General features: G+C 34.8%; 24 protein-coding genes. 21 read left to right on the top strand and 3 right to left on the bottom strand.

The features are described 5' to 3' along the window. From rpsN to rplQ, 15 genes are all read left to right on the top strand, one after another. Nucleotides 1–270 carry a 30S ribosomal protein S14 gene (gene rpsN / locus CJF12_RS12005; RefSeq protein WP_034684843.1) on the top strand — a complete coding sequence of 90 codons (270 nt, stop codon included), beginning with the start codon at nucleotides 1–3 and terminating at the stop codon, nucleotides 268–270. Nucleotides 271–414: 144 nt separating this feature from the next. Beyond that, nucleotides 415–813: a 30S ribosomal protein S8 gene (gene rpsH, locus CJF12_RS12000; protein WP_034684844.1), complete on the top strand. Its 399-nt coding sequence runs from the start codon at nucleotides 415–417 to the stop codon at nucleotides 811–813. Between the two features lie 17 nt (nucleotides 814–830). Then, nucleotides 831–1376, top strand: a complete 546-nt coding sequence (rplF, locus tag CJF12_RS11995) for a 50S ribosomal protein L6 (protein ID WP_034684846.1) — start codon at nucleotides 831–833, stop codon at nucleotides 1374–1376. A gap of 15 nt (nucleotides 1377–1391) precedes the next feature. Beyond that, nucleotides 1392–1745 carry a 50S ribosomal protein L18 gene (rplR, locus tag CJF12_RS11990; protein ID WP_034684849.1) on the top strand — a complete coding sequence of 118 codons (354 nt, stop codon included), beginning with the start codon at nucleotides 1392–1394 and terminating at the stop codon, nucleotides 1743–1745. 19 nt (nucleotides 1746–1764) lie between these two features. Beyond that, nucleotides 1765–2286: a 30S ribosomal protein S5 gene (rpsE, locus tag CJF12_RS11985; protein ID WP_007839495.1), complete on the top strand. Its 522-nt coding sequence runs from the start codon at nucleotides 1765–1767 to the stop codon at nucleotides 2284–2286. Between the two features lie 10 nt (nucleotides 2287–2296). Next, entirely contained in the window at nucleotides 2297–2473 is a 177-nt protein-coding gene (gene rpmD / locus CJF12_RS11980) for a 50S ribosomal protein L30 (RefSeq protein WP_007839493.1), read from the top strand. 18 nt (nucleotides 2474–2491) lie between these two features. After that, nucleotides 2492–2941 carry a 50S ribosomal protein L15 gene (gene rplO / locus CJF12_RS11975; RefSeq protein ID WP_034684851.1) on the top strand — a complete coding sequence of 150 codons (450 nt, stop codon included), beginning with the start codon at nucleotides 2492–2494 and terminating at the stop codon, nucleotides 2939–2941. Nucleotides 2942–2950: 9 nt separating this feature from the next. Further along, nucleotides 2951–4330: a preprotein translocase subunit SecY gene (secY, locus tag CJF12_RS11970; protein ID WP_034684852.1), complete on the top strand. Its 1380-nt coding sequence runs from the start codon at nucleotides 2951–2953 to the stop codon at nucleotides 4328–4330. Between the two features lie 3 nt (nucleotides 4331–4333). Then, entirely contained in the window at nucleotides 4334–4549 is a 216-nt protein-coding gene (gene infA / locus CJF12_RS11965; protein ID WP_034684855.1) for a translation initiation factor IF-1, read from the top strand. Between the two features lie 64 nt (nucleotides 4550–4613). Beyond that, on the top strand, nucleotides 4614–4730 hold the full coding sequence (gene rpmJ / locus CJF12_RS11960; protein WP_007839480.1) for a 50S ribosomal protein L36: 117 nt from the start codon (nucleotides 4614–4616) through the stop codon (nucleotides 4728–4730). Between the two features lie 9 nt (nucleotides 4731–4739). Continuing rightward, the gene (gene rpsM, locus CJF12_RS11955) at nucleotides 4740–5117 is read left to right on the top strand and encodes a 30S ribosomal protein S13 (protein WP_034684857.1); all 378 of its coding nucleotides are present in this window, start codon (nucleotides 4740–4742) and stop codon (nucleotides 5115–5117) included. Nucleotides 5118–5129: 12 nt separating this feature from the next. Continuing rightward, entirely contained in the window at nucleotides 5130–5519 is a 390-nt protein-coding gene (gene rpsK / locus CJF12_RS11950) for a 30S ribosomal protein S11 (RefSeq protein ID WP_034684858.1), read from the top strand. Between the two features lie 19 nt (nucleotides 5520–5538). Continuing rightward, entirely contained in the window at nucleotides 5539–6147 is a 609-nt protein-coding gene (gene rpsD, locus CJF12_RS11945) for a 30S ribosomal protein S4 (RefSeq protein ID WP_034684861.1), read from the top strand. A gap of 33 nt (nucleotides 6148–6180) precedes the next feature. Beyond that, on the top strand, nucleotides 6181–7176 hold the full coding sequence (locus CJF12_RS11940) for a DNA-directed RNA polymerase subunit alpha (protein WP_034684864.1): 996 nt from the start codon (nucleotides 6181–6183) through the stop codon (nucleotides 7174–7176). Between the two features lie 6 nt (nucleotides 7177–7182). After that, a complete protein-coding gene (gene rplQ / locus CJF12_RS11935; RefSeq protein WP_034684866.1) occupies nucleotides 7183–7710 on the top strand; it encodes a 50S ribosomal protein L17 in 528 nt (175 codons plus the stop codon). A gap of 119 nt (nucleotides 7711–7829) precedes the next feature. On the opposite strand, the gene CJF12_RS11930 is transcribed toward rplQ, so the two are convergent. Next, nucleotides 7830–8264: a hypothetical protein gene (locus CJF12_RS11930; RefSeq protein ID WP_034684869.1), complete on the bottom strand. Its 435-nt coding sequence runs from the start codon at nucleotides 8262–8264 to the stop codon at nucleotides 7830–7832. Nucleotides 8265–8331: 67 nt separating this feature from the next. Here CJF12_RS11930 and CJF12_RS11925 point away from each other — a divergent pair, with 67 nt between their 5' ends. The 3 genes from CJF12_RS11925 to CJF12_RS11915 all read left to right on the top strand — a co-directional run bounded on the left by CJF12_RS11925 (nucleotide 8332) and on the right by CJF12_RS11915 (nucleotide 12971). After that, a complete protein-coding gene (locus CJF12_RS11925) occupies nucleotides 8332–10218 on the top strand; it encodes a glycoside hydrolase family 35 protein (RefSeq protein WP_034684913.1) in 1887 nt (628 codons plus the stop codon). A gap of 92 nt (nucleotides 10219–10310) precedes the next feature. Then, nucleotides 10311–11603, top strand: coding sequence for a phosphopyruvate hydratase (eno, locus tag CJF12_RS11920; RefSeq protein WP_034684872.1), 1293 nt, complete (start codon nucleotides 10311–10313; stop codon nucleotides 11601–11603). An 81-nt stretch (nucleotides 11604–11684) separates the two neighbouring features. Beyond that, nucleotides 11685–12971 carry a citrate synthase gene (locus CJF12_RS11915; RefSeq protein WP_034684876.1) on the top strand — a complete coding sequence of 429 codons (1287 nt, stop codon included), beginning with the start codon at nucleotides 11685–11687 and terminating at the stop codon, nucleotides 12969–12971. A gap of 135 nt (nucleotides 12972–13106) precedes the next feature. Here the strand turns inward: CJF12_RS11915 and CJF12_RS20035 are convergent, their stop codons facing one another. Continuing rightward, on the bottom strand, nucleotides 13107–13271 hold the full coding sequence (locus CJF12_RS20035; RefSeq protein ID WP_165569118.1) for a hypothetical protein: 165 nt from the start codon (nucleotides 13269–13271) through the stop codon (nucleotides 13107–13109). A 369-nt stretch (nucleotides 13272–13640) separates the two neighbouring features. On the opposite strand from CJF12_RS20035, the gene CJF12_RS11910 reads away from it, so the two are divergent. From CJF12_RS11910 to ctlX, 3 genes are all read left to right on the top strand, one after another. Then, nucleotides 13641–14555 (top strand): dimethylarginine dimethylaminohydrolase family protein, encoded by a 915-nt coding sequence (locus tag CJF12_RS11910; RefSeq protein ID WP_034684880.1) that lies wholly within the window; start codon nucleotides 13641–13643, stop codon nucleotides 14553–14555. Nucleotides 14556–14631: 76 nt separating this feature from the next. Next, on the top strand, nucleotides 14632–15039 hold the full coding sequence (locus CJF12_RS11905; protein WP_034684884.1) for a four helix bundle protein: 408 nt from the start codon (nucleotides 14632–14634) through the stop codon (nucleotides 15037–15039). Between the two features lie 58 nt (nucleotides 15040–15097). After that, on the top strand, nucleotides 15098–16021 hold the full coding sequence (gene ctlX, locus CJF12_RS11900; RefSeq protein WP_034684887.1) for a citrulline utilization hydrolase CtlX: 924 nt from the start codon (nucleotides 15098–15100) through the stop codon (nucleotides 16019–16021). 376 nt (nucleotides 16022–16397) lie between these two features. On the opposite strand, the gene CJF12_RS11895 is transcribed toward ctlX, so the two are convergent. After that, on the bottom strand, nucleotides 16398–18698 hold the full coding sequence (locus CJF12_RS11895; protein WP_034684889.1) for a TonB-dependent receptor domain-containing protein: 2301 nt from the start codon (nucleotides 18696–18698) through the stop codon (nucleotides 16398–16400).

Genomic DNA, 18698 nt, shown 5'->3' with positions numbered 1-18698 from the left:
ATGGCTAAAGAATCAATGAAAGCGCGTGAGCGCAAAAGAGAAGCACTAGTTGCTAAATACGCTGACAAAAGAAAAGCTTTAAAAGAAGCAGGTGATCATGAAGGACTTCAGAAATTACCTAAAAATGCTTCTCCTGTAAGATTACACAACAGATGTAAACTAACAGGTAGACCAAGAGGATATATGAGAACGTTTGGTATTTCCAGAGTAACTTTCAGAGAAATGGCAAACAACGGACTTATCCCGGGAGTTAAAAAAGCTAGTTGGTAACAATTAATAATTAATCGGGACAATTAAGTTGTCTAGATACTAAAGAACAAAATATCAGACCTAAGATTTTCTGAAGTCTGATATTTTAATCTTCAAGTCTTTTCAATACTGATTGTTCTTCAACCAATAATTTAAAATAGAAAAATGGTAACAGATCCAATTTCAGATTTCCTAACAAGAGTAAGGAACGCACAAAGCGCAGGCCACAAAGTGGTGGAAATTCCTGCATCGAAAATCAAAAAGGAGCTTACGAAAATCTTATTTGATCAAGGGTATATCTTAAACTTCAAGTTTGAAGATAGCGCTGTTCAAGGAACGATTAAAATAGCTTTGAAGTATGACAAGCAAACTAGCAAGCCTGCAATCAAGTCTATCCAAAGAGCTTCAAGACCAGGTCTAAGACAATACAAAGGTTCTACTGAACTTCCAAGAGTATTGAACGGTTTGGGTATCGCTATTATCTCTACTTCTAGAGGGGTAATGACAGATAAAAAAGCTAGAGAAGAAAAGGTAGGTGGAGAAGTAATCTGCTATGTTTATTAATTTTTAATCAAAGGAAAATGTCAAGAATTGGTAAAGCAATTATAACAATTCCAGCTGGGGTTACTATCACTGAAAAAGACGGTGTGGTAACTGCAAAAGGTCCTAAAGGAGAACTTTCTCAGGAACTTACAGATGGAATTACTTTAGAACAAAAAGATGGTGAGCTTACATTTAGCAGACCGTCTGATTCTAAACAACACAGAGCGTTACATGGTTTATACCGAGCGTTAATCAACAACATGATTGTTGGTGTAAATGAAGGTTTCGAAAAGAAACTAGAACTAGTAGGGGTAGGGTACAGAGCTTCTCACTCAGGTCAAAAACTTGAGTTGGCTTTAGGATTCTCTCACGGTATCGTATTAGAACTTCCAAGTGAAGTTAAAATTGATACATTGACTGAAAAAGGTAAAAATCCAATTATTACTTTAACGTCTTACGACAAGCAACTTCTTGGAATGGTGGCTGCAAAGATCCGTTCATTCAGAAAGCCTGAACCGTACAAAGGAAAAGGTGTGAGATTCGTTGGTGAAAATGTTAGACGTAAAGCTGGTAAATCTGCTTAATAAATTATAAGAATTATGGCATTAAGTAAATTAGAAAAAAGAATAAGAATAAAAAGAAGAGTAAGAGGAAAAATCTCTGGATCTTCTGAATTGCCAAGATTATCGGTATATAAGAGTAATAAGGAAATTTACGCTCAGTTAATCGACGATAAAGACGGTAAAACTTTAGTATCTGCCTCTTCAAGAGAGAAAGGTGTTGATGCTAAAGGAACAAAGATTGAAGTTTCTGCTGCTGTTGGTAAGGCTATTGCTGCTAAGGCAGTTGCTGCAGGAATTGAAACTATTGTGTTTGATAGAAACGGATTCGTATATCATGGAAGAGTGAAAGCTCTAGCTGATGGTGCGAGAGAAGGAGGACTTAAATTCTAATCATTAAATTTCGGAAAATATGTTAGGACTAGATAATATAGAAAGAGTAAAACCGGGAGGATTAGAATTAAAAGATCGTCTCGTAGCTGTAAACAGAGTAACAAAAGTAACTAAAGGTGGTAGAGCATTCGGTTTTTCTGCTATCGTAGTTGTTGGAAATGAAGAAGGAGTTATTGGTTACGGTTTAGGAAAATCTAAAGAGGTTGCTTCTGCAATTGCTAAAGCAGTTGAAGATGCTAAGAAAAATCTTGTGAAAGTTCCTGTAATGAACCATACAATTCCTCACCAAACTACTGCTAGATACGGTGGTGCAGATATCTTCTTAAGACCTGCTTCTCACGGTACAGGATTGATCGCAGGTGGTGCGGTTAGAGCAGTATTGGAATCTGCTGGTATTCACGATATCCTTTCAAAATCTAAAGGATCTTCTAACCCTCACAACGTTGTGAAAGCTACTTTCAAAGCATTGTTAGATATCAGAAGACCTGAAGAAATTGCAAGAATGAGAGGAGTTTCTCTAACTAAAGTGTTTAACGGTTAATAAATAAACAATGGCAACAATTAAAGTAAAGCAAGTAAGAAGCGCTATTGGTAGAACAAAAACCCAAAAGAGAACGCTTGAAGCATTAGGATTTAAGAAACTTCACCAAGTTGTAGAACATGAAGCTACACCTTCTATTTTAGGGATGATAGCTGCAGTTAGTCATTTACTTGAAGTTCAAAAATAATTTTAAAAAAAAATTAAAATGAATTTAAATAACATAAAACCTGCTGCAGGTGCAACTCATAATTCTAAAAGAATTGGTAGAGGGCAAGGTAGTGGAAAAGGAGGTACTGCTACGAAAGGACATAAAGGTCAAAAAGCAAGAGCTGGTTATTCTCAGAAAATCGGTTTCGAAGGTGGACAGATGCCTTTACAAAGAAGATTACCTAAATTCGGTTTCAAAAATGTAAACAGAAAAGAATTTAGAGCGATCAACCTAGACAGTATTCAAATTTTAATTGAAAATAAATCTATTACAGGAGATATTACAAAAGAAGTTTTAGTACAAAACGGGCTAGCTACTAAAAACGAATTAGTAAAAATTATGGGTAGAGGAGAATTGAAATCTGCGGTTTCAATCTCTGCTGATAAATTTACTAAATCTGCTGAAGAGCTTATTGCTAAAGCAGGTGGAAAAGCAATTACATTATAATAGTAACTAATGAAAGAATTTATACAAACACTTAAAAATATTTGGAGTCTTAAAGAACTTAGAGATAAAATTATCTTCACTTTAGGAATTATCCTTGTGTATAGATTCGCATCTTATATCTCTCTACCTGCAATTAACCTTGCACAAGTAGGAGATCTCTTAGAGCATTATAAAAGTCAAGGCGGTAACAAGCAAGGAGCAGGTCTCCTTGGCTTGCTTTCGTCGTTTACGGGGGGGGCTTTCAGTCACGCTTCCGTTATGGCACTAGGTATAATGCCTTATATTTCAGCTTCTATTATTGTTCAGTTGATGGGAATGGCTATTCCTTATCTTCAGAAACTTCAGAAAGATGGAGAGTCAGGTAGAAATACGTTGAATCAAATTACTAGATGGTTGACTATCGGAGTTTGTTTAGTACAAGCACCTTCTTATTTAACTTCTATTACTCAATTATTCTTACCGTATGCTCAATTCCAGTCTGCATACTATGTAGAGCCAAATTCTATTATGTTCTGGTTACCAAGTATTGTGATTTTGGTTGCCGGTTCAGTATTTGCAATGTGGCTAGGTGAAAAGATTACCGACAAGGGAATCGGAAATGGTATCTCTATCCTTATTATGGTGGGGATCCTTTCAAGATTACCTGAGGCATTCGTACAGGAGATGGCCGTGCAGAACGGAAAAGGAGGAATGGGATCTATTATGATCCTTATTGAAGTGATATTCTGGATGTTGGTTGTTCTTTTAGCAGTAGTATTATCTGTTGCTGTAAGGAAGATTCCAATTCAATATGTAAGCAGAGCTCAAGCAAGAGGAGGTGTAAATAGAAATCTTATGCAAGGAGCAAGACAATGGATCCCATTGAAAGTTAATGCTGCCGGAGTTATGCCAATTATCTTTGCTCAGGCATTGATGTTCGTACCTGGTTTATTAACAAAATTCGATGAGTCTAATACTTTTCTTGCAGGTTTCAAGAATGTTTTTAGCTGGCAGTACAATGTATTGTTCGCTTTGCTGATTATAATCTTTTCATTTTTCTATACTGCAATTACAATTCCGGTGAACCAAATGGCTGATGATTTGAAGAGAAACGGAGGTTTAGTACCGAAAGTAAGACCCGGAAAAGAAACTGCTGATTATTTAGATGATATTTTATCAAAAATAACCTTGCCAGGTGCAATATTTTTGTCTATCTTTGCAATCCTTCCGGCAATTGTGCATGGAAGCTTCGTTCAGACGGATGCGTTCGCCCTATTTTTCGGGGGAACATCACTATTAATTATGGTGGGAGTTATTTTAGATACTGTTCAACAGATTAATACATATCTGCTGAACCATCATTATGATGGCTTAATGCAGTCTAAATTGTCAAGAACGACTGGATATTAATTTATGGCAAAACAAAAACATATTGAACAAGACGGCGTGATTACGGAAGCACTTTCGAACGCCCAGTTCCGTGTAGAACTAGAAAATGGGCATATACTTATTGCTCATATTTCTGGGAAAATGAGAATGCATTATATTAAACTTTTACCTGGTGATAAGGTAAAACTAGAAATGTCTCCCTATGATTTAACAAAAGGGAGAATTACATTTAGATATTAAACAAACTGCCAAATGGAATCTTCGGATCTCCATTTGGCTGTTGTTAAAAAATAAATACTATCAAATGAAAGTTAGAGCATCAATTAAAAAAAGAAGTGCTGATTGCAAGATTGTACGCAGAAAGGGTGTACTGTTTGTAATCAACAAGAAGAACCCAAAATTTAAACAAAGACAAGGCTAATATTAAATTATGGCGAGAATTGCAGGTATTGATTTACCAAAAAACAAAAGAGGCGTTATCGGTTTAACTTATATTTATGGAGTAGGAAGAAATACTTCTTCTGAAATCCTGAAAAATGCCGGTATCAGCGAAGACAAGAAAGTCAACGAATGGAATGACGATGAATTGGCTGCAATTAGAACTTATATCTCTGAAAACGTTAAAGTAGAAGGAGAATTACGTTCTGAAGTGCAATTGAACATCAAGAGATTGATGGACATAGGATGCCAACGAGGAATACGTCACAGACTAGGACTACCTTTAAGAGGCCAGAGAACGAAAAACAACTCTAGAACCCGTAAAGGAAAGAGAAAAACTGTTGCTAACAAGAAAAAGGCAAGTAAATAATCGTTAGGAATTATGGCAAAACAAAGTAAAGTAGTTAAAAAAAGAAAAGTAAAAGTTGAAGCTATTGGTGAAGCACATATTCAAGCTTCTTTCAATAACATCATCATTTCTTTAACAAATAAAAGCGGAGAAGTTATCTCTTGGGCATCTGCCGGTAAAATGGGTTTCAGAGGTTCTAAAAAGAATACTCCATTTGCTGCTCAAATGGCAGCTGAAAATTGCTCTAACGTTGCTCATGAAGCTGGGTTAAGAAGAGTAAAGGTGTTTGTGAAAGGTCCAGGTGCAGGTAGAGAATCTGCGATCAGAACTATTCACAATTCAGGAATTGAAGTTAGCGAAATCATTGATGTGACTCCTATGCCACACAATGGATGTAGACCACCAAAAAGAAGAAGAGTTTAATTTTTAGAATTTACCCATTATGGCAAGATATATTGGACCTAAAACTAAGATTGCTAGAAAGTTTGGTGCTGCAATCTACGGAGATGATAAAAACTTCGAGAAAAGAAAAAACCAACCGCCAGGACAACATGGTCCTAACAAGAGAAGAGGTGCTAAAAAATCAGAATATGCAGTTCAGTTAGCTGAAAAACAAAAAGCTAAATATACTTATGGTATTTTAGAAAGACAGTTTGCAAACTTATTCGAGAAAGCACACAGAAGTAAAGGTGTAACAGGTGAAGTTCTATTACAGCTTTGTGAATCAAGATTGGATAACGTTGTATACAGATTAGGGTTTGCTAAAACCAGAGCTGGTGCAAGACAGTTAACTTCTCACAGACACATTACTGTGAATGGTGAGATCCTTAACATTCCTTCTTATTTAGTAAAAGCTGGTGATGTAATCGCTGTAAGAGAGAAATCTAAATCTCTTGAAGTTGTTACTGATGCATTAGCTTCTAAAGCAAACTATGAGTGGTTACAATTCAACGATGAGAAAAAAGAAGGTACTTTCGTATCTGCACCTGAAAGAATCCAAATTCCGGAGGAAATCAAGGAACAGCTTATCGTCGAACTTTACTCTAAATAATTTTTTAATCAAATTTTTGCTCAACCCAATAATATGGCAATTTTACAATTCATAAAACCCGATAAAGTAATTTTACTTAACTCTGATGAATTTAAAGGTCAATTTGAATTCAGACCTTTAGAACCAGGTTTCGGGCTTACAATCGGTAATGCTTTGAGAAGAGTGTTGCTTTCTTCTCTGGAAGGATACGCTATTTCATCTATCAAAATAGAAGGTGTAGAGCACGAATTTTCAACTATTCCAGGAGTAATCGAAGATGTTACCGAAATTATTCTTAACCTTAAGCAGGTAAGATTAAAAGCTACGGCAGAAAACCAGTCTAATGAGCAGGTTGTTGCCAAAGTTTCGGGTCAAACGATTATTACTGCTGGAGATTTAGGTAAATCAATCAACGGATTTGAAATTTTAAATCCTGAGTTGATTATTTGTAACCTAAACAGTGATGTAACTTTCGAAATTACTTTCAATGTAGAAAAGGGTAGAGGGTATGTTCCTTCTGAACAAAATAAGTCAAACAATGCACCTGTAGGTACTATTGCTATTGACTCTATTTTCACGCCAATTAAGAAAGTACAATACAGCATTGAAAATTATCGTGTAGAGCAAAAGACAGACTACGAAAAACTTGTATTAGATATAGAAACTGATGGTTCCATCAGTCCTCAAAATGCTTTAACAGAAGCTTCTAAGATATTAATTTATCACTTCATGTTATTCTCTGATGAGAGAATCACGCTTGAAACAGAAGCTGTAAAAGCATCTATCCAATATGATGAAGAAACTCTTCATACAAGACAACTCCTTAAGTCTAAATTAGCAGATATGGATCTTTCAGTGAGAGCTCTAAACTGTTTGAAGGCTGCAGAAGTTGAAACGTTAGGAGAATTAGTTTCTTACAGTAAGTCTGATTTGATGAAATTCAGAAATTTTGGTAAAAAATCTTTGACAGAACTAGAAGAATTAGTGCATTCAAAAGGTCTTAACTTCGGTTTCGACGTTGCAAAATATAAGTTAGACGCTGATAAATAATTAATAATGAGACACGGTAAAAAATTCAATCACTTAGGAAGAACAGCTTCTCACAGAAGTGCTTTACTTTCTAATATGGCTTGTTCTCTAATTGAGCATAAAAGAATCAACACTACTGTAGCTAAAGCGAAAGCTTTAAGAGTATATGTTGAGCCCCTATTAACAAAAGCAAAAGAAGATACTACACACAATAGAAGAATTGTTTTTTCATATCTTCAAAATAAAGAAGCAGTAACTGAATTATTCAGAACAGTAGCTCCAAAAATCGCTGAGAGAAACGGCGGTTATACAAGAATCATCAAGACTGGTTTCAGACAAGGTGATGCTGCTGATATGGCTCTTATCGAGTTAGTAGACTTCAATGAGCTTTACAATCCTAATGCTGAAGAGAAAAAGACTACAAGAAGAAGCAGAAGAGCTACAACTGCTAAAAAAGCAGAAACTGTAGTTGCTGAAGCTCCTGCAGTAGAAGAAAAAGTTGAAGCTCCAAAGGCTGAAGCAGCTGATTCTACAGAGGAAAAAACTGAAGAATAATATTCATTCAGATATATAAAAAAAACCATCCAAATTCTGGATGGTTTTTTGCTTTTATAGAGAGATCAATAGGTTATTGATTACAATCAATCTCGAATCTCGTGACCCCGTATCTCATTTTAGATCTTTGTTCTCTTCAATTCTATAACATTATTTCCCTGCTCCAGATGCAAACTGTCGCCCTTTACTCTGGCTGTCATATCATCTTTTTTATAGATGGTTTCATCACCCTTAGTTTCTGCTTTGGGTAAAGTAAAGGTTTTTTTATTGCTGGTAATGGCTACGGTACTTTCTTTTGGATCATGTTTAAAAACAACTTTTACCAAAGATCCATCAGTTGCTTTATAAACAAAATCTGTTTTTTCCGTTTTTTGGCCATTAACCTCAACAGTAGATGAATGAACTGTTGAAGAGTCGATCTTGCCATTATTATCAACAATGGTAGTCTCCGTACTATCAGATTTTAAAACACTTTTGTTTCTGTCAGTTGATTTTTTACAGCTAATTGCTGTTAATATAAGTATAGTATTTAGTAAAATGATACTTTTTTTCATGATTCTTTCCGTTTAATGTTAAGCTTTGATTTTATTGTTTATTTTTACAAAAATCATGCCTTATCATATGAAAATTTATTCTAAGTATTTGTACGTTATTATTTTTGTATTGTCCATTAATTCAATCTTTTCACAGATCCAAAAAGGGAAATTTGAAATTAAAGACGGACATTTTTTACTGAATGGGAAAGAATTTATGATTCATTCAGGTGAACTTCATTACCCCAGAGTGCCTTCGGAATATTGGAAGCATCGTTTACAAATGATGAAAGCTATGGGGCTAAACACCGTTACGACTTATGTTTTCTGGAATTATCATGAAGAATCGCCTGGAAAATGGAACTTTTCAGGAGAAAAAGATTTACGAAAGTTTATAAAAACAGCACAAGAAGTTGGATTGTATGTTATTATTCGCCCTGGCCCTTATGTGTGTGCAGAATGGGAATTTGGTGGATATCCATGGTGGTTACAGAATATTAAAGGGTTAAAGATTCGAGAGGATAATGAACCATTTCTGGCTGAGACCAAAAAATATATTACACAGCTATACGATCAGATAAAAGATTTGCAAATTAACGATGGAGGCCCTGTTATTATGGTTCAGGCAGAAAATGAATTCGGATCATTCGTAGTGCAGCGTAAAGATATTCCACTCGCTAGCCACCGTAATTATAATGCTAAAATTGTTAAACAACTTAAAGAAACAGGGCTTAAGGTACCCATGTTTACTTCTGACGGGTCATCGTTATTCGAAGGAGGAAGTGTTGAAGGGGCACTGCCTACTGCCAATGGTGAAGATAATATTGAGAATTTGAAAAAAGCTGTTAATAAATATAACAATAATCAGGGACCTTATATGGTCGCTGAATTTTACCCTGGTTGGCTTTCGCATTGGGCAGAGAAATTTCCAAGAGTGGATGCAGGAGCAGTAGCCAGACAAACCGATAAGTATCTGAAGAATAATGTTTCTTTTAACTATTATATGGTACATGGAGGAACTAATTTTGGATTTACCAGTGGAGCCAACTACGACAAAAATCATGACATCCAACCTGATTTAACCTCTTATGATTATGACGCTCCAATAACTGAAGCAGGCTGGAGAACTCCAAAATATGACTCGTTGCGTACTGTTATTTCAAAGCATACAAAAGCAAAGCTTCCTGAAGTACCTGCACCGATCAAAGTAATTGATATCAAAAATATTAAGTTGAATAAGCTTTATAACTTTTTCAATTATGCTGAAGGACAAGAGGTCGTGAAAAGTGATACACCTAAATCTTTCGAGGATTTGAATCAAGGACATGGCTATGTGCTTTATCGTCGCCATTTTAATCAGCCGGCAAGCGGAACATTAGACCTGAGTGGTCTTCGTGATTTTGCAACGATTTATATTAATGGTGAAAAAGTAGGCGAGCTGAACAGATACTATAATCAGTATACAATGCCAATTGATATTCCTTTCAATTCTACATTAGAAATTTTAGTTGAGAATTGGGGAAGGATTAATTATGGAGCCCGTATTAATGAAAATACCAAAGGTATTATCTCACCTGTAAAAATAGGAGATACTGAGATTACAGGAAATTGGGAAATGACTAAGCTGCCCTTCCCTGATCAGTTCTCATCAACTATTAAGACGAAACCAGTAGATACAGGAAAGCTGGCTCAGTTGAAAGATGTACCAACACTTTATCAGGGTGAGTTTGAATTAAGCGAAGTTGGAGATACTTTCATTGATATGAAGGACTGGGGTAAAGGAGTGATTTTCATCAACGGAAAAAATATTGGTCGCTTTTGGAAAGTGGGGCCACAACAAACCCTTTATATTCCTGGTGTATGGCTTAAGAAAGGAAAAAATGAGATTATTATTTTTGATCAGCTGAATCAGAAGGTGCAAACTACTGTTTCAACTGTTAAAATTCCTGTCTTGGATCAACTAGTAAAACCATAAATATTATTGCTCAACGGATAAAATAATAGATGAGATTTTTCCTTATCCGTTTTGTTTTGATTAAATTTGTATAAACTATAAATAAGCAAAAAATGAGTTACATTTCTTACATAGAAGCGAGACAAATTTTGGATTCAAGAGGGAATCCTACAGTTGAAGTAGATGTATTTACGGAGAGTGGTGCAATGGGACGTGCTGCGGTACCATCCGGAGCTTCTACAGGAGAACATGAAGCAGTAGAATTACGTGATGGAGGTTCGGAATATATGGGGAAAGGAGTTCTTAAGGCTGTTGAAAATGTAAGAGAGGTGATTGCACCTGAATTAGTAGGGCTTCCAGTTTTTGATCAGAATCTTTTAGATCAGATCATGATCGACCTTGACGGAAGTAATAATAAGGGAAACCTTGGGGCAAATGCTATTCTTGGAGTTTCTTTAGCAGCAGCGAAAGCGGCAGCTACTGAATTGAGAATGCCTTTATATAAATATGTTGGAGGGGTTAATGCTAACACATTACCGGTTCCGATGATGAACGTAATTAATGGTGGTTCACATTCTGATGCACCTATCGCGTTTCAGGAATTTATGATTATGCCGGTAAAAGCAGATTCTTTCTCTCACGCATTGAGAAAAGGAACTGAAATCTTCCACAGCTTAAAATCTATTCTTCATTCAAGAGGTTTATCTACAGCAGTAGGTGACGAAGGAGGTTTTGCTCCTACTTTTGCAGGAACGGAAGATGCTTTGGATACATTACTTCAGGCTATCGAAAAAGCAGGATATAAGCCAGGAGATGATATCATGTTGGCACTTGACTGTGCTGCATCGGAATTCTATAAAGATGGAATCTATGATTACAGAAAATTCCAGACTCAGGATTCTGCACAATTTACAAGTAGTGAACAAGTATCTTATTTAGCAGAATTGGCTTCTAAATATCCAATTATCTCTATTGAAGATGGTATGCAGGAAAATGACTGGGAAGGTTGGAAAATGTTGACAGATAAAATTGGAGACAGAGTTCAGCTTGTAGGAGACGATTTATTCGTAACCAATGTTGAAAGATTAGCAAGAGGGGTAAGAGAAGGTATCGCCAACTCAATTCTTGTTAAAGTAAATCAGATTGGATCTCTTTCTGAAACAATGGCAGCAGTACAAATGGCTCAGCATAATAAATATACTTCTGTAATGTCCCACAGATCAGGAGAAACTGAAGACTCTACCATTGCAGATTTAGCAGTAGCTATGAACTGTGGACAGATTAAAACAGGATCAGCTTCAAGATCAGATAGAATGGCTAAATACAATCAGCTATTAAGAATTGAAGAAGCGTTGGGTGAAACTGCAATTTTTCCAGGAATGGAAGCATTTAAGATTAAAAGATAATTGAAAATATAAATGACGGCAAACGATATTTTGTTTGCTGTTTTTTTATGGAATTTTAGTAAATTTATAAAAAAATAAATAATGTCAGACAACAAAGTTATATTGAATTACGACGGTAATTCATATGAATATCCAATCGTGGATAGTACTATCGGAGACAGAGGGATAGATATTTCAAAACTAAGAGACCAAACAGGTCTTATCACCCTAGATTTAGGTTATAAAAATACGGGTGCAACTATCAGCGACATCACTTACTTAGATGGAGATCAGGGAGAATTGCTTTATAGAGGATATCCTATCGAACAAATTGCTGAGAAGTCTAATTTTACAGAAGTAATGTATCTTTTGTTAAATGGAGAATTACCTACCCAAAGTCAGTACACAGCTTTTGAAGGAAACATTAAACAATATAACTTCATTGCAGAAGAGATGAAAAAGATCATCGATGCTTTTCCTCGTTCTGCTCACCCTATGGGCGTTTTATCATCTTTAACATCTGCATTAACTGCATTTAACCCTAGAGCAGTAAATGTAAATTCTAAAGAAGAAATGGATCATGCAGCAGAAATGATGATTGCTAAATTCTCTCACCTTTGTGCATGGACCTATAGAAAAACACAAGGTTTATCTCTTAACCATGGAGATAACAGCCTTAACTATGTAGAGAATTTCTACAAAATGGCGTTCAGATTACCAAATGAAGAGTTTGTAATGAATCCAGTAGTAGTTAATGCTTTAGATAAATTATTGATTCTTCACGCTGATCACGAACAAAACTGTTCTACTTCTACAGTAAGAATGGTAGGATCAGCTCACACAGGACTTTTTGCTTCAATTTCTGCAGGTGTTTCTGCTCTTTGGGGACCACTTCATGGTGGAGCTAACCAGGCAGTAATCGAAATGCTTGAGTTAATTGAAAAAGATGGCGGTGATGTATCTAAATACGTTGCTAAAGCAAAAGATAAAAATGATAACTTCCGTCTAATGGGATTCGGACACAGAGTTTACAAAAACTTCGACCCAAGAGCGAAAATTATTAAAAAGGCTGCTGATGATATCCTTACTGCATTAGGAATTCAGGATAAAGCTCTAGACATTGCAATGCAATTAGAAAAAGTTGCTCTTGAAGATGAATACTTCATCGAAAGAAAACTATATCCAAACGTAGACTTCTATTCAGGTATTATTTACAGAGCATTAGGTATTCCTACTGAAATGTTTACCGTAATGTTTGCGTTAGGAAGACTACCGGGATGGATTTCTCAGTGGAAAGAAATGAGATTGAAAGGAGATCCTATCGGAAGACCAAGACAAGTATACCAAGGCGCTCAGCAAAGAGACTATATTGCTATGGTAAACAGATAATATCTGCTTAATATAAATTAAATCCCAAAGTTTACTTTGGGATTTTTTATAGGAAACAATTCATAAAATATAAATTTATGAGATTATTAAAAAAATAAAACCTGCTATAAAGTTAGCAGGTTTTTGTTTTTAGTATTATGGGCAGACACAGTTTCCGCATGTCCAGATTCTACAGCTTCCGTCGTCATTCCATTCACAGCAGTATCTTGGCTTAGTTGGGCCTGCACCTCCGATAATTGATTTTTGTTGGTCTCTTCCTAATTTTTGTGCATGTTTTAGCACAGAATTGGTTTTTTTCATGTTTTTGGTATTTGATGTTAATGGTTAAGTTTTAATTTTCTTTGAAAATTATATCACTAAATTATGAAGTTTATTTTAAATTTTGTTTTTTTTTTTGAAATAAATAATATAATAACCAATGGTTTATAGATTCTTATTTTGTGTTGATGTTGTTTATAGTACAATGACATGAGAGTCGTTAAATCAGCTCAATTTATCTGTTCCAATCTGAGTATTCTCTTACCGTCTAAATGACAAGCTCTTAAAATCAGCGATTTTGTCTTTATAACTATAGAAGATGGAATAGTACTATTAATTCTTTGTATAAAGTAATTCAAAAGTTTTCCAAATAGAGACCTTTACTTATATTTGTATATTGCATAAATCTTTATGAAACTAAATATTAAAAATGAAACAGGAAGGCTAAAATCAGTTGTTCTCGGCCAACCTAATTCCCTGGGACCGGTTCCTACACTTGAGGAAAGTTATGATGCCAAATCATACTACTCAATCGAAAATAATATATATCCTACAGAAGAGGATATTATCGACGAAATGAACGCTTTTGAGGCTGTTCTGAAAAAACATGATGTAGAAGTTTTGCGTCCCAGCATTATTAAAGACTACAACCAGGTTTTTGCAAGAGATGTTGCTTTTGTAATCGACGATAAAATGATTATTTCAAATGTTATTGCTGACAGAGCAGATGAGCAGGATGCATATAAAAAAGTTTTTGAAAAAGTAGCCTGGAGAAAAATTATCAATCTTCCGGAAACAGCTCATATTGAAGGCGGAGATGTGATTGTTTGGGGTGACTTTCTCTTTATAGGGACCTGCTTCAGTGAAGACTACAGAAACTATAAAACAGCAAGAACCAATGAATATGCCATCGAAATTCTCAAGGAATATTTTCCTAAAAAGAGAATTATTGATCTTGAGCTAAAGAAAAATGACAAGAATCCTTTTGAAGGTATTCTGCATTTGGACTGTACATTTAATCCCGTTGGAAATGATAAATGCATCATTTATGAAAAAGGTTTTGTAGATGAAAGTGATTATCGTTTGATCATTGATATTTTCGGAGAAGAAAACTGCTTCCACGTTACTGATGAAGAAATGTTTGAAATGTTTCCTAATATCTTCTCAATTTCTCCTGAGATAATTGTTTCAGACAAAGCATTTACGAGAATGAATAATCACTTAAGAAATGAGTGGGGAATGACAGTAGAAGAAATTCCATACCGTGAAATATCTAAAATGGGTGGGCTTCTACGTTGCTCTACAATGCCATTAGTAAGAGAGTAATTCTGAGTAAGAGAGTGGGCGTGTTTCAGGGTAGGAGAGTGAGAAAGATTTTACTTATAATGTGTAATTTTAAATTATGTCAACAGTTAAGTTTCATCAGGATTTAAAAGTTTTTCAAAGATCTTTTGAAATGGCGATGACTATTTATGAACTTTCAAAATCTTTTCCAAAGGAAGAACTTTACTCGCTTACAGACCAAATCAGAAGGTCATCAAGATCAGTCTCTGCTAATATTAGTGAAGCGTGGGGAAAAAGAAAATATGAAAAGTCTTTTGTAGCAAAGCTTACAGACTCAGAAGGCGAGGCTAGAGAAACTCAAACCTGGTTGCAATTTTCCTTAGCATGTAAATACATTAATGAAGAGCAATTTAATAATTTAAATAATCAGTATAATCAAATAATTGGAATGTTAGTTAGTATGATCAATCAGTCAGAAAAATGGTGTTCATTTTCATCTTTTAATCAAGAAGAAAATAATTTCTAGTTTCAAGCAGGCTAAGACACTCAAACTCTCAAACCCTAATATTCTCAAACTTAAAATAATGCAAACAACAGATACAGTATTAATGATAGAGCCGATCGCTTTCGGCTATAATGCGGAAACCGCAGAAAATAATTACTTTCAGGTTGAACAGAAAGATTCTGATGTTCAGGCTAAAGCTTTAGGAGAGTTCAATATTTTCGTTGAGAAATTAAGAAACAAAGGAATCAATGTCATCGCGATTAAAGATACATTAGATCCTCATACTCCTGATTCTATTTTTCCCAATAACTGGGTAAGTTTTCATAATGATGGTAAAGTAGTTTTATATCCTATGTTTGCCTCAAATAGAAGAGTAGAAAGAAGAGAAGATATTCTGGAGAAGATAAAAGATAAAGGTTTTGAAATAACCGAAATTGACGACTGGTCATTTCCGGAAATCCAGGGACATTTTTTGGAAGGAACCGGAAGTATGATCTTCGATCATGACAATAAAATTGCTTATGGTTCTGTTTCTTTAAGGCTGGATGAAAAATTATTCAGAGATTTTTGTGAAAAATACGGTTTTACTCCGATTGTTTTTCACTCATTTCAAACAGTAGGCTCTGAAAGACTTCCAATATACCATACCAATGTAATGATGTGTGTAGCGGATCGTTTTGTAGTGATCTGTTTAGACTGTATTGATAATGAATTGGAGAGAAGTAAAGTAATCGAAACCATTAAAAACTCCGGAAAAGAAATTATTGAAATTTCCGAAGAACAAATGCATCAGTTTGCTGGAAATATGCTTCAGGTTCAAAATAAGCAAGGTGAAAAGTTTCTGGTAATGAGTCAGACGGCTTATGAGTCTTTAACATCAGAACAAATTTCTGCGATTGAAAAATATTGCGAGATTATTTATTCCGATCTTAATACAATCGAGGTAAATGGCGGGGGAAGTGCACGTTGTATGCTGGCGGAAGTTTTTTTGCCTAAGAAATAAATTTTGTTATTTCTTTAATTATTATGAAACTATAAATTAAATGAAATTAAACATAGATTTATTAAAAAACATTTATTGAAGTGATATGCCAATTTATGGTGGAGGTTGTAAATGGCTTGAATGTATGAATCGTTTTGGAAGATGTTTCAGAATTACCTGTAATTAATTAGAACTTAATATTTAATATAAGACTCGTTACACATCCTGTAACGGGTCTTTTAATTAAAAAAATACTATAAATATCTTTTAGAATTCCCATAAACCAACAGTTGAATGGGGTAATTACACATTCATTCATTCATTAATATTAAAATAAAAAGCCCGCTGAGAAATCAGTGAGCTTGCTAAAAATAATTGATATGAAGAATGATTGTTTTTATTTTGTTCTACTCTTAATAGCATCGGAAGCACCCTCAATGTCTCTTACTTTTTTCAGTTTTTGATTTCCAAAATTGTAAGTGATACTTAACGTCATCCCCCTTCTGTATTGATCATTTCTGATATAGTTATAGTTTCCGTTAGCCTGATAATCTTCGATCTCTACAATATTGGTTCTTAAAACATCATTGACGTTCAGTGCAAAGGTCCAGTCGTTCCAGTTTTTCTTTATACTTAGATCTAAGCTCATGAGGTTTTTTAACATTCCCAGTTCGATTTGCTGCTTATCAACAAAGAAATAATTAACTCCTAAAAACCATGTCTTTTTCTTATCCAAACGAATTGTATTATTACTTGTAATTACTATACTAGTTGACTTTACTGTGTTTGTATATACAAGAGGTTTTCCGTCTTTATCTACGAAAGTATCTCCTGTGGTTGGATCTTCAGCCAAAGAACCGTTATTGATATTGTGCTGGACTCCGGCATTAAAATTCAAGGTTAGATACTGTTTGAAGAAACTTCTTTGAATTCCAATCATTGCAGACATTTCCTGTTTATCTCCAAAATTTGTTCTGATATAGCGTAATACATTTTGAGTCCCAATCTTACCGTCAGCTGATTTTATAAAACCCTGTAAAGGAACCTGAGTGATCTGGTCTTTGAAATAAGAGTGATTTAAAATAAGGAAATAAGAATTTTTATACATGTAGGTCAATTCCTGATTATAGGTGGAAGAGGCCTTTACAAATGGATTGTTTTGGGTATAATTAAACTCTGTAATATAATTCCTTACCGGATTAAGTTCCCAAAAACTTGGACGTCTCATTCTACTGGAAAATGAATAAGAAATATTATTTTTATCATTAATCGCATAATTGAAACTTAGATAGGGCAGGAAATTATTGTAATTTCTCTCAATTCTCTGCTGTCTTTGGCTTTCTATTGGATTGGTCGGGCTATCTGCTGTCCCCAGACTATTGGTAATCTCGTATCTAGCTCCTACTTTTCCTGAGAACTTATCTGAAAATTTCTTTTCAAGGGTCAGATACATTCCATATATATTTTCATCATATATGAAATGGTTGAAGTCCGGTGTAGGCTGAGGATCTTTAATATCATTGCCATTTTTGTCTACGAATTGATAAGTAAAGTTCTTGGTATCGTTATCTGTTTTAGTTCTATTAAAATTTCCACCAAGAGAAATGGTAAAATCGTTTTTAAATTTCTGAATATAGTCGACTGTTCCGGAAAAATTATTGATGACTTGTGGGATGTTCTGGGTAATTGTTTTTCCAAATCTGGAATAACCGCCTACTTTGTCTGGAAGCATGGTATTGTTTCGTGAAAACTGAAATCTTTTGTAGATGAGATATGCTGCATTAGCATTAAATTTACTGCCAAGGGAGTCAAGTTTTATTTCATAGTTTAAGTTTACGGAATTATTGTAATTTCTTGCGTCTTCTCTGTTTTTTGTTCTGGTAAATGATGTAACCATTGCTCCTGTATCATCAGGCTGTGTCATGGTATTGAATAGGTCTATAGTAGAATTATAGCTTCTGTTCGCCCAGGAATTCCATGATAATGCCAGGTTACTTTTATCGGTTAGCTGATAATCAATGTTTAGATATCCACCAAGGTTTTTATTAGGATCATCAATATCACCTACCGACTCATTCTTTAGCTGATCTGTTCCGTTTCTTAGAATATAAGATTGAGGTTGGATGTTTTCTCCGCCATTAAGATTGGCGCTGATTCCTAATTTATCTTTTCTGTAATTGGCAGAGAAACTGGCTGAACTTGCATTGTATTTATTTTGAGTGTTGGCCATTCTCATGTTTCCATTAAGACCATCACTCATTTTTTTCTTTAAAACGATATTAATGATTCCGTCAGAAGATTCAACCTGGAATTCACTTCCGGGAACAGTGATTACTTCAATTTTTTGAATATTTTCTGCAGGAGTATTTTTAAGAAATTGTACAAGGGACTCAGCGTCCATATTTGTTTTTCTGCCATTAATATAGATAAGAGCATTATTCTTTCCTGCAATTTTCAGTGTTTTATCATCAGTAGTTGAAAGAAGCGGAGTCTGCTTTAAAATATCAAATGTCGTATTTCCTTTGGCAACAGGAGATGCTGCAACATCATAAACGAAGCGGTCACTTTGTTTTTTGAATACTTGTTTGGTTAAAGTTATCCCTTCTATATTTTTAGTTTTTACAGTGTCAGATTTCTTTTCCTGTGCGAGAGCTAATCCGCTAAAGAATAGGGCTGCGATAAGTAGTGGCGTTTTCAT

It is taken from the genome of Chryseobacterium piperi (assembly GCF_002285635.2).
In the GTDB taxonomy this organism is placed as follows: Bacteria; Bacteroidota; Bacteroidia; order Flavobacteriales; family Weeksellaceae; genus Chryseobacterium; species Chryseobacterium piperi.
This window is presented reverse-complemented; position numbering and strand designations above follow the sequence as displayed.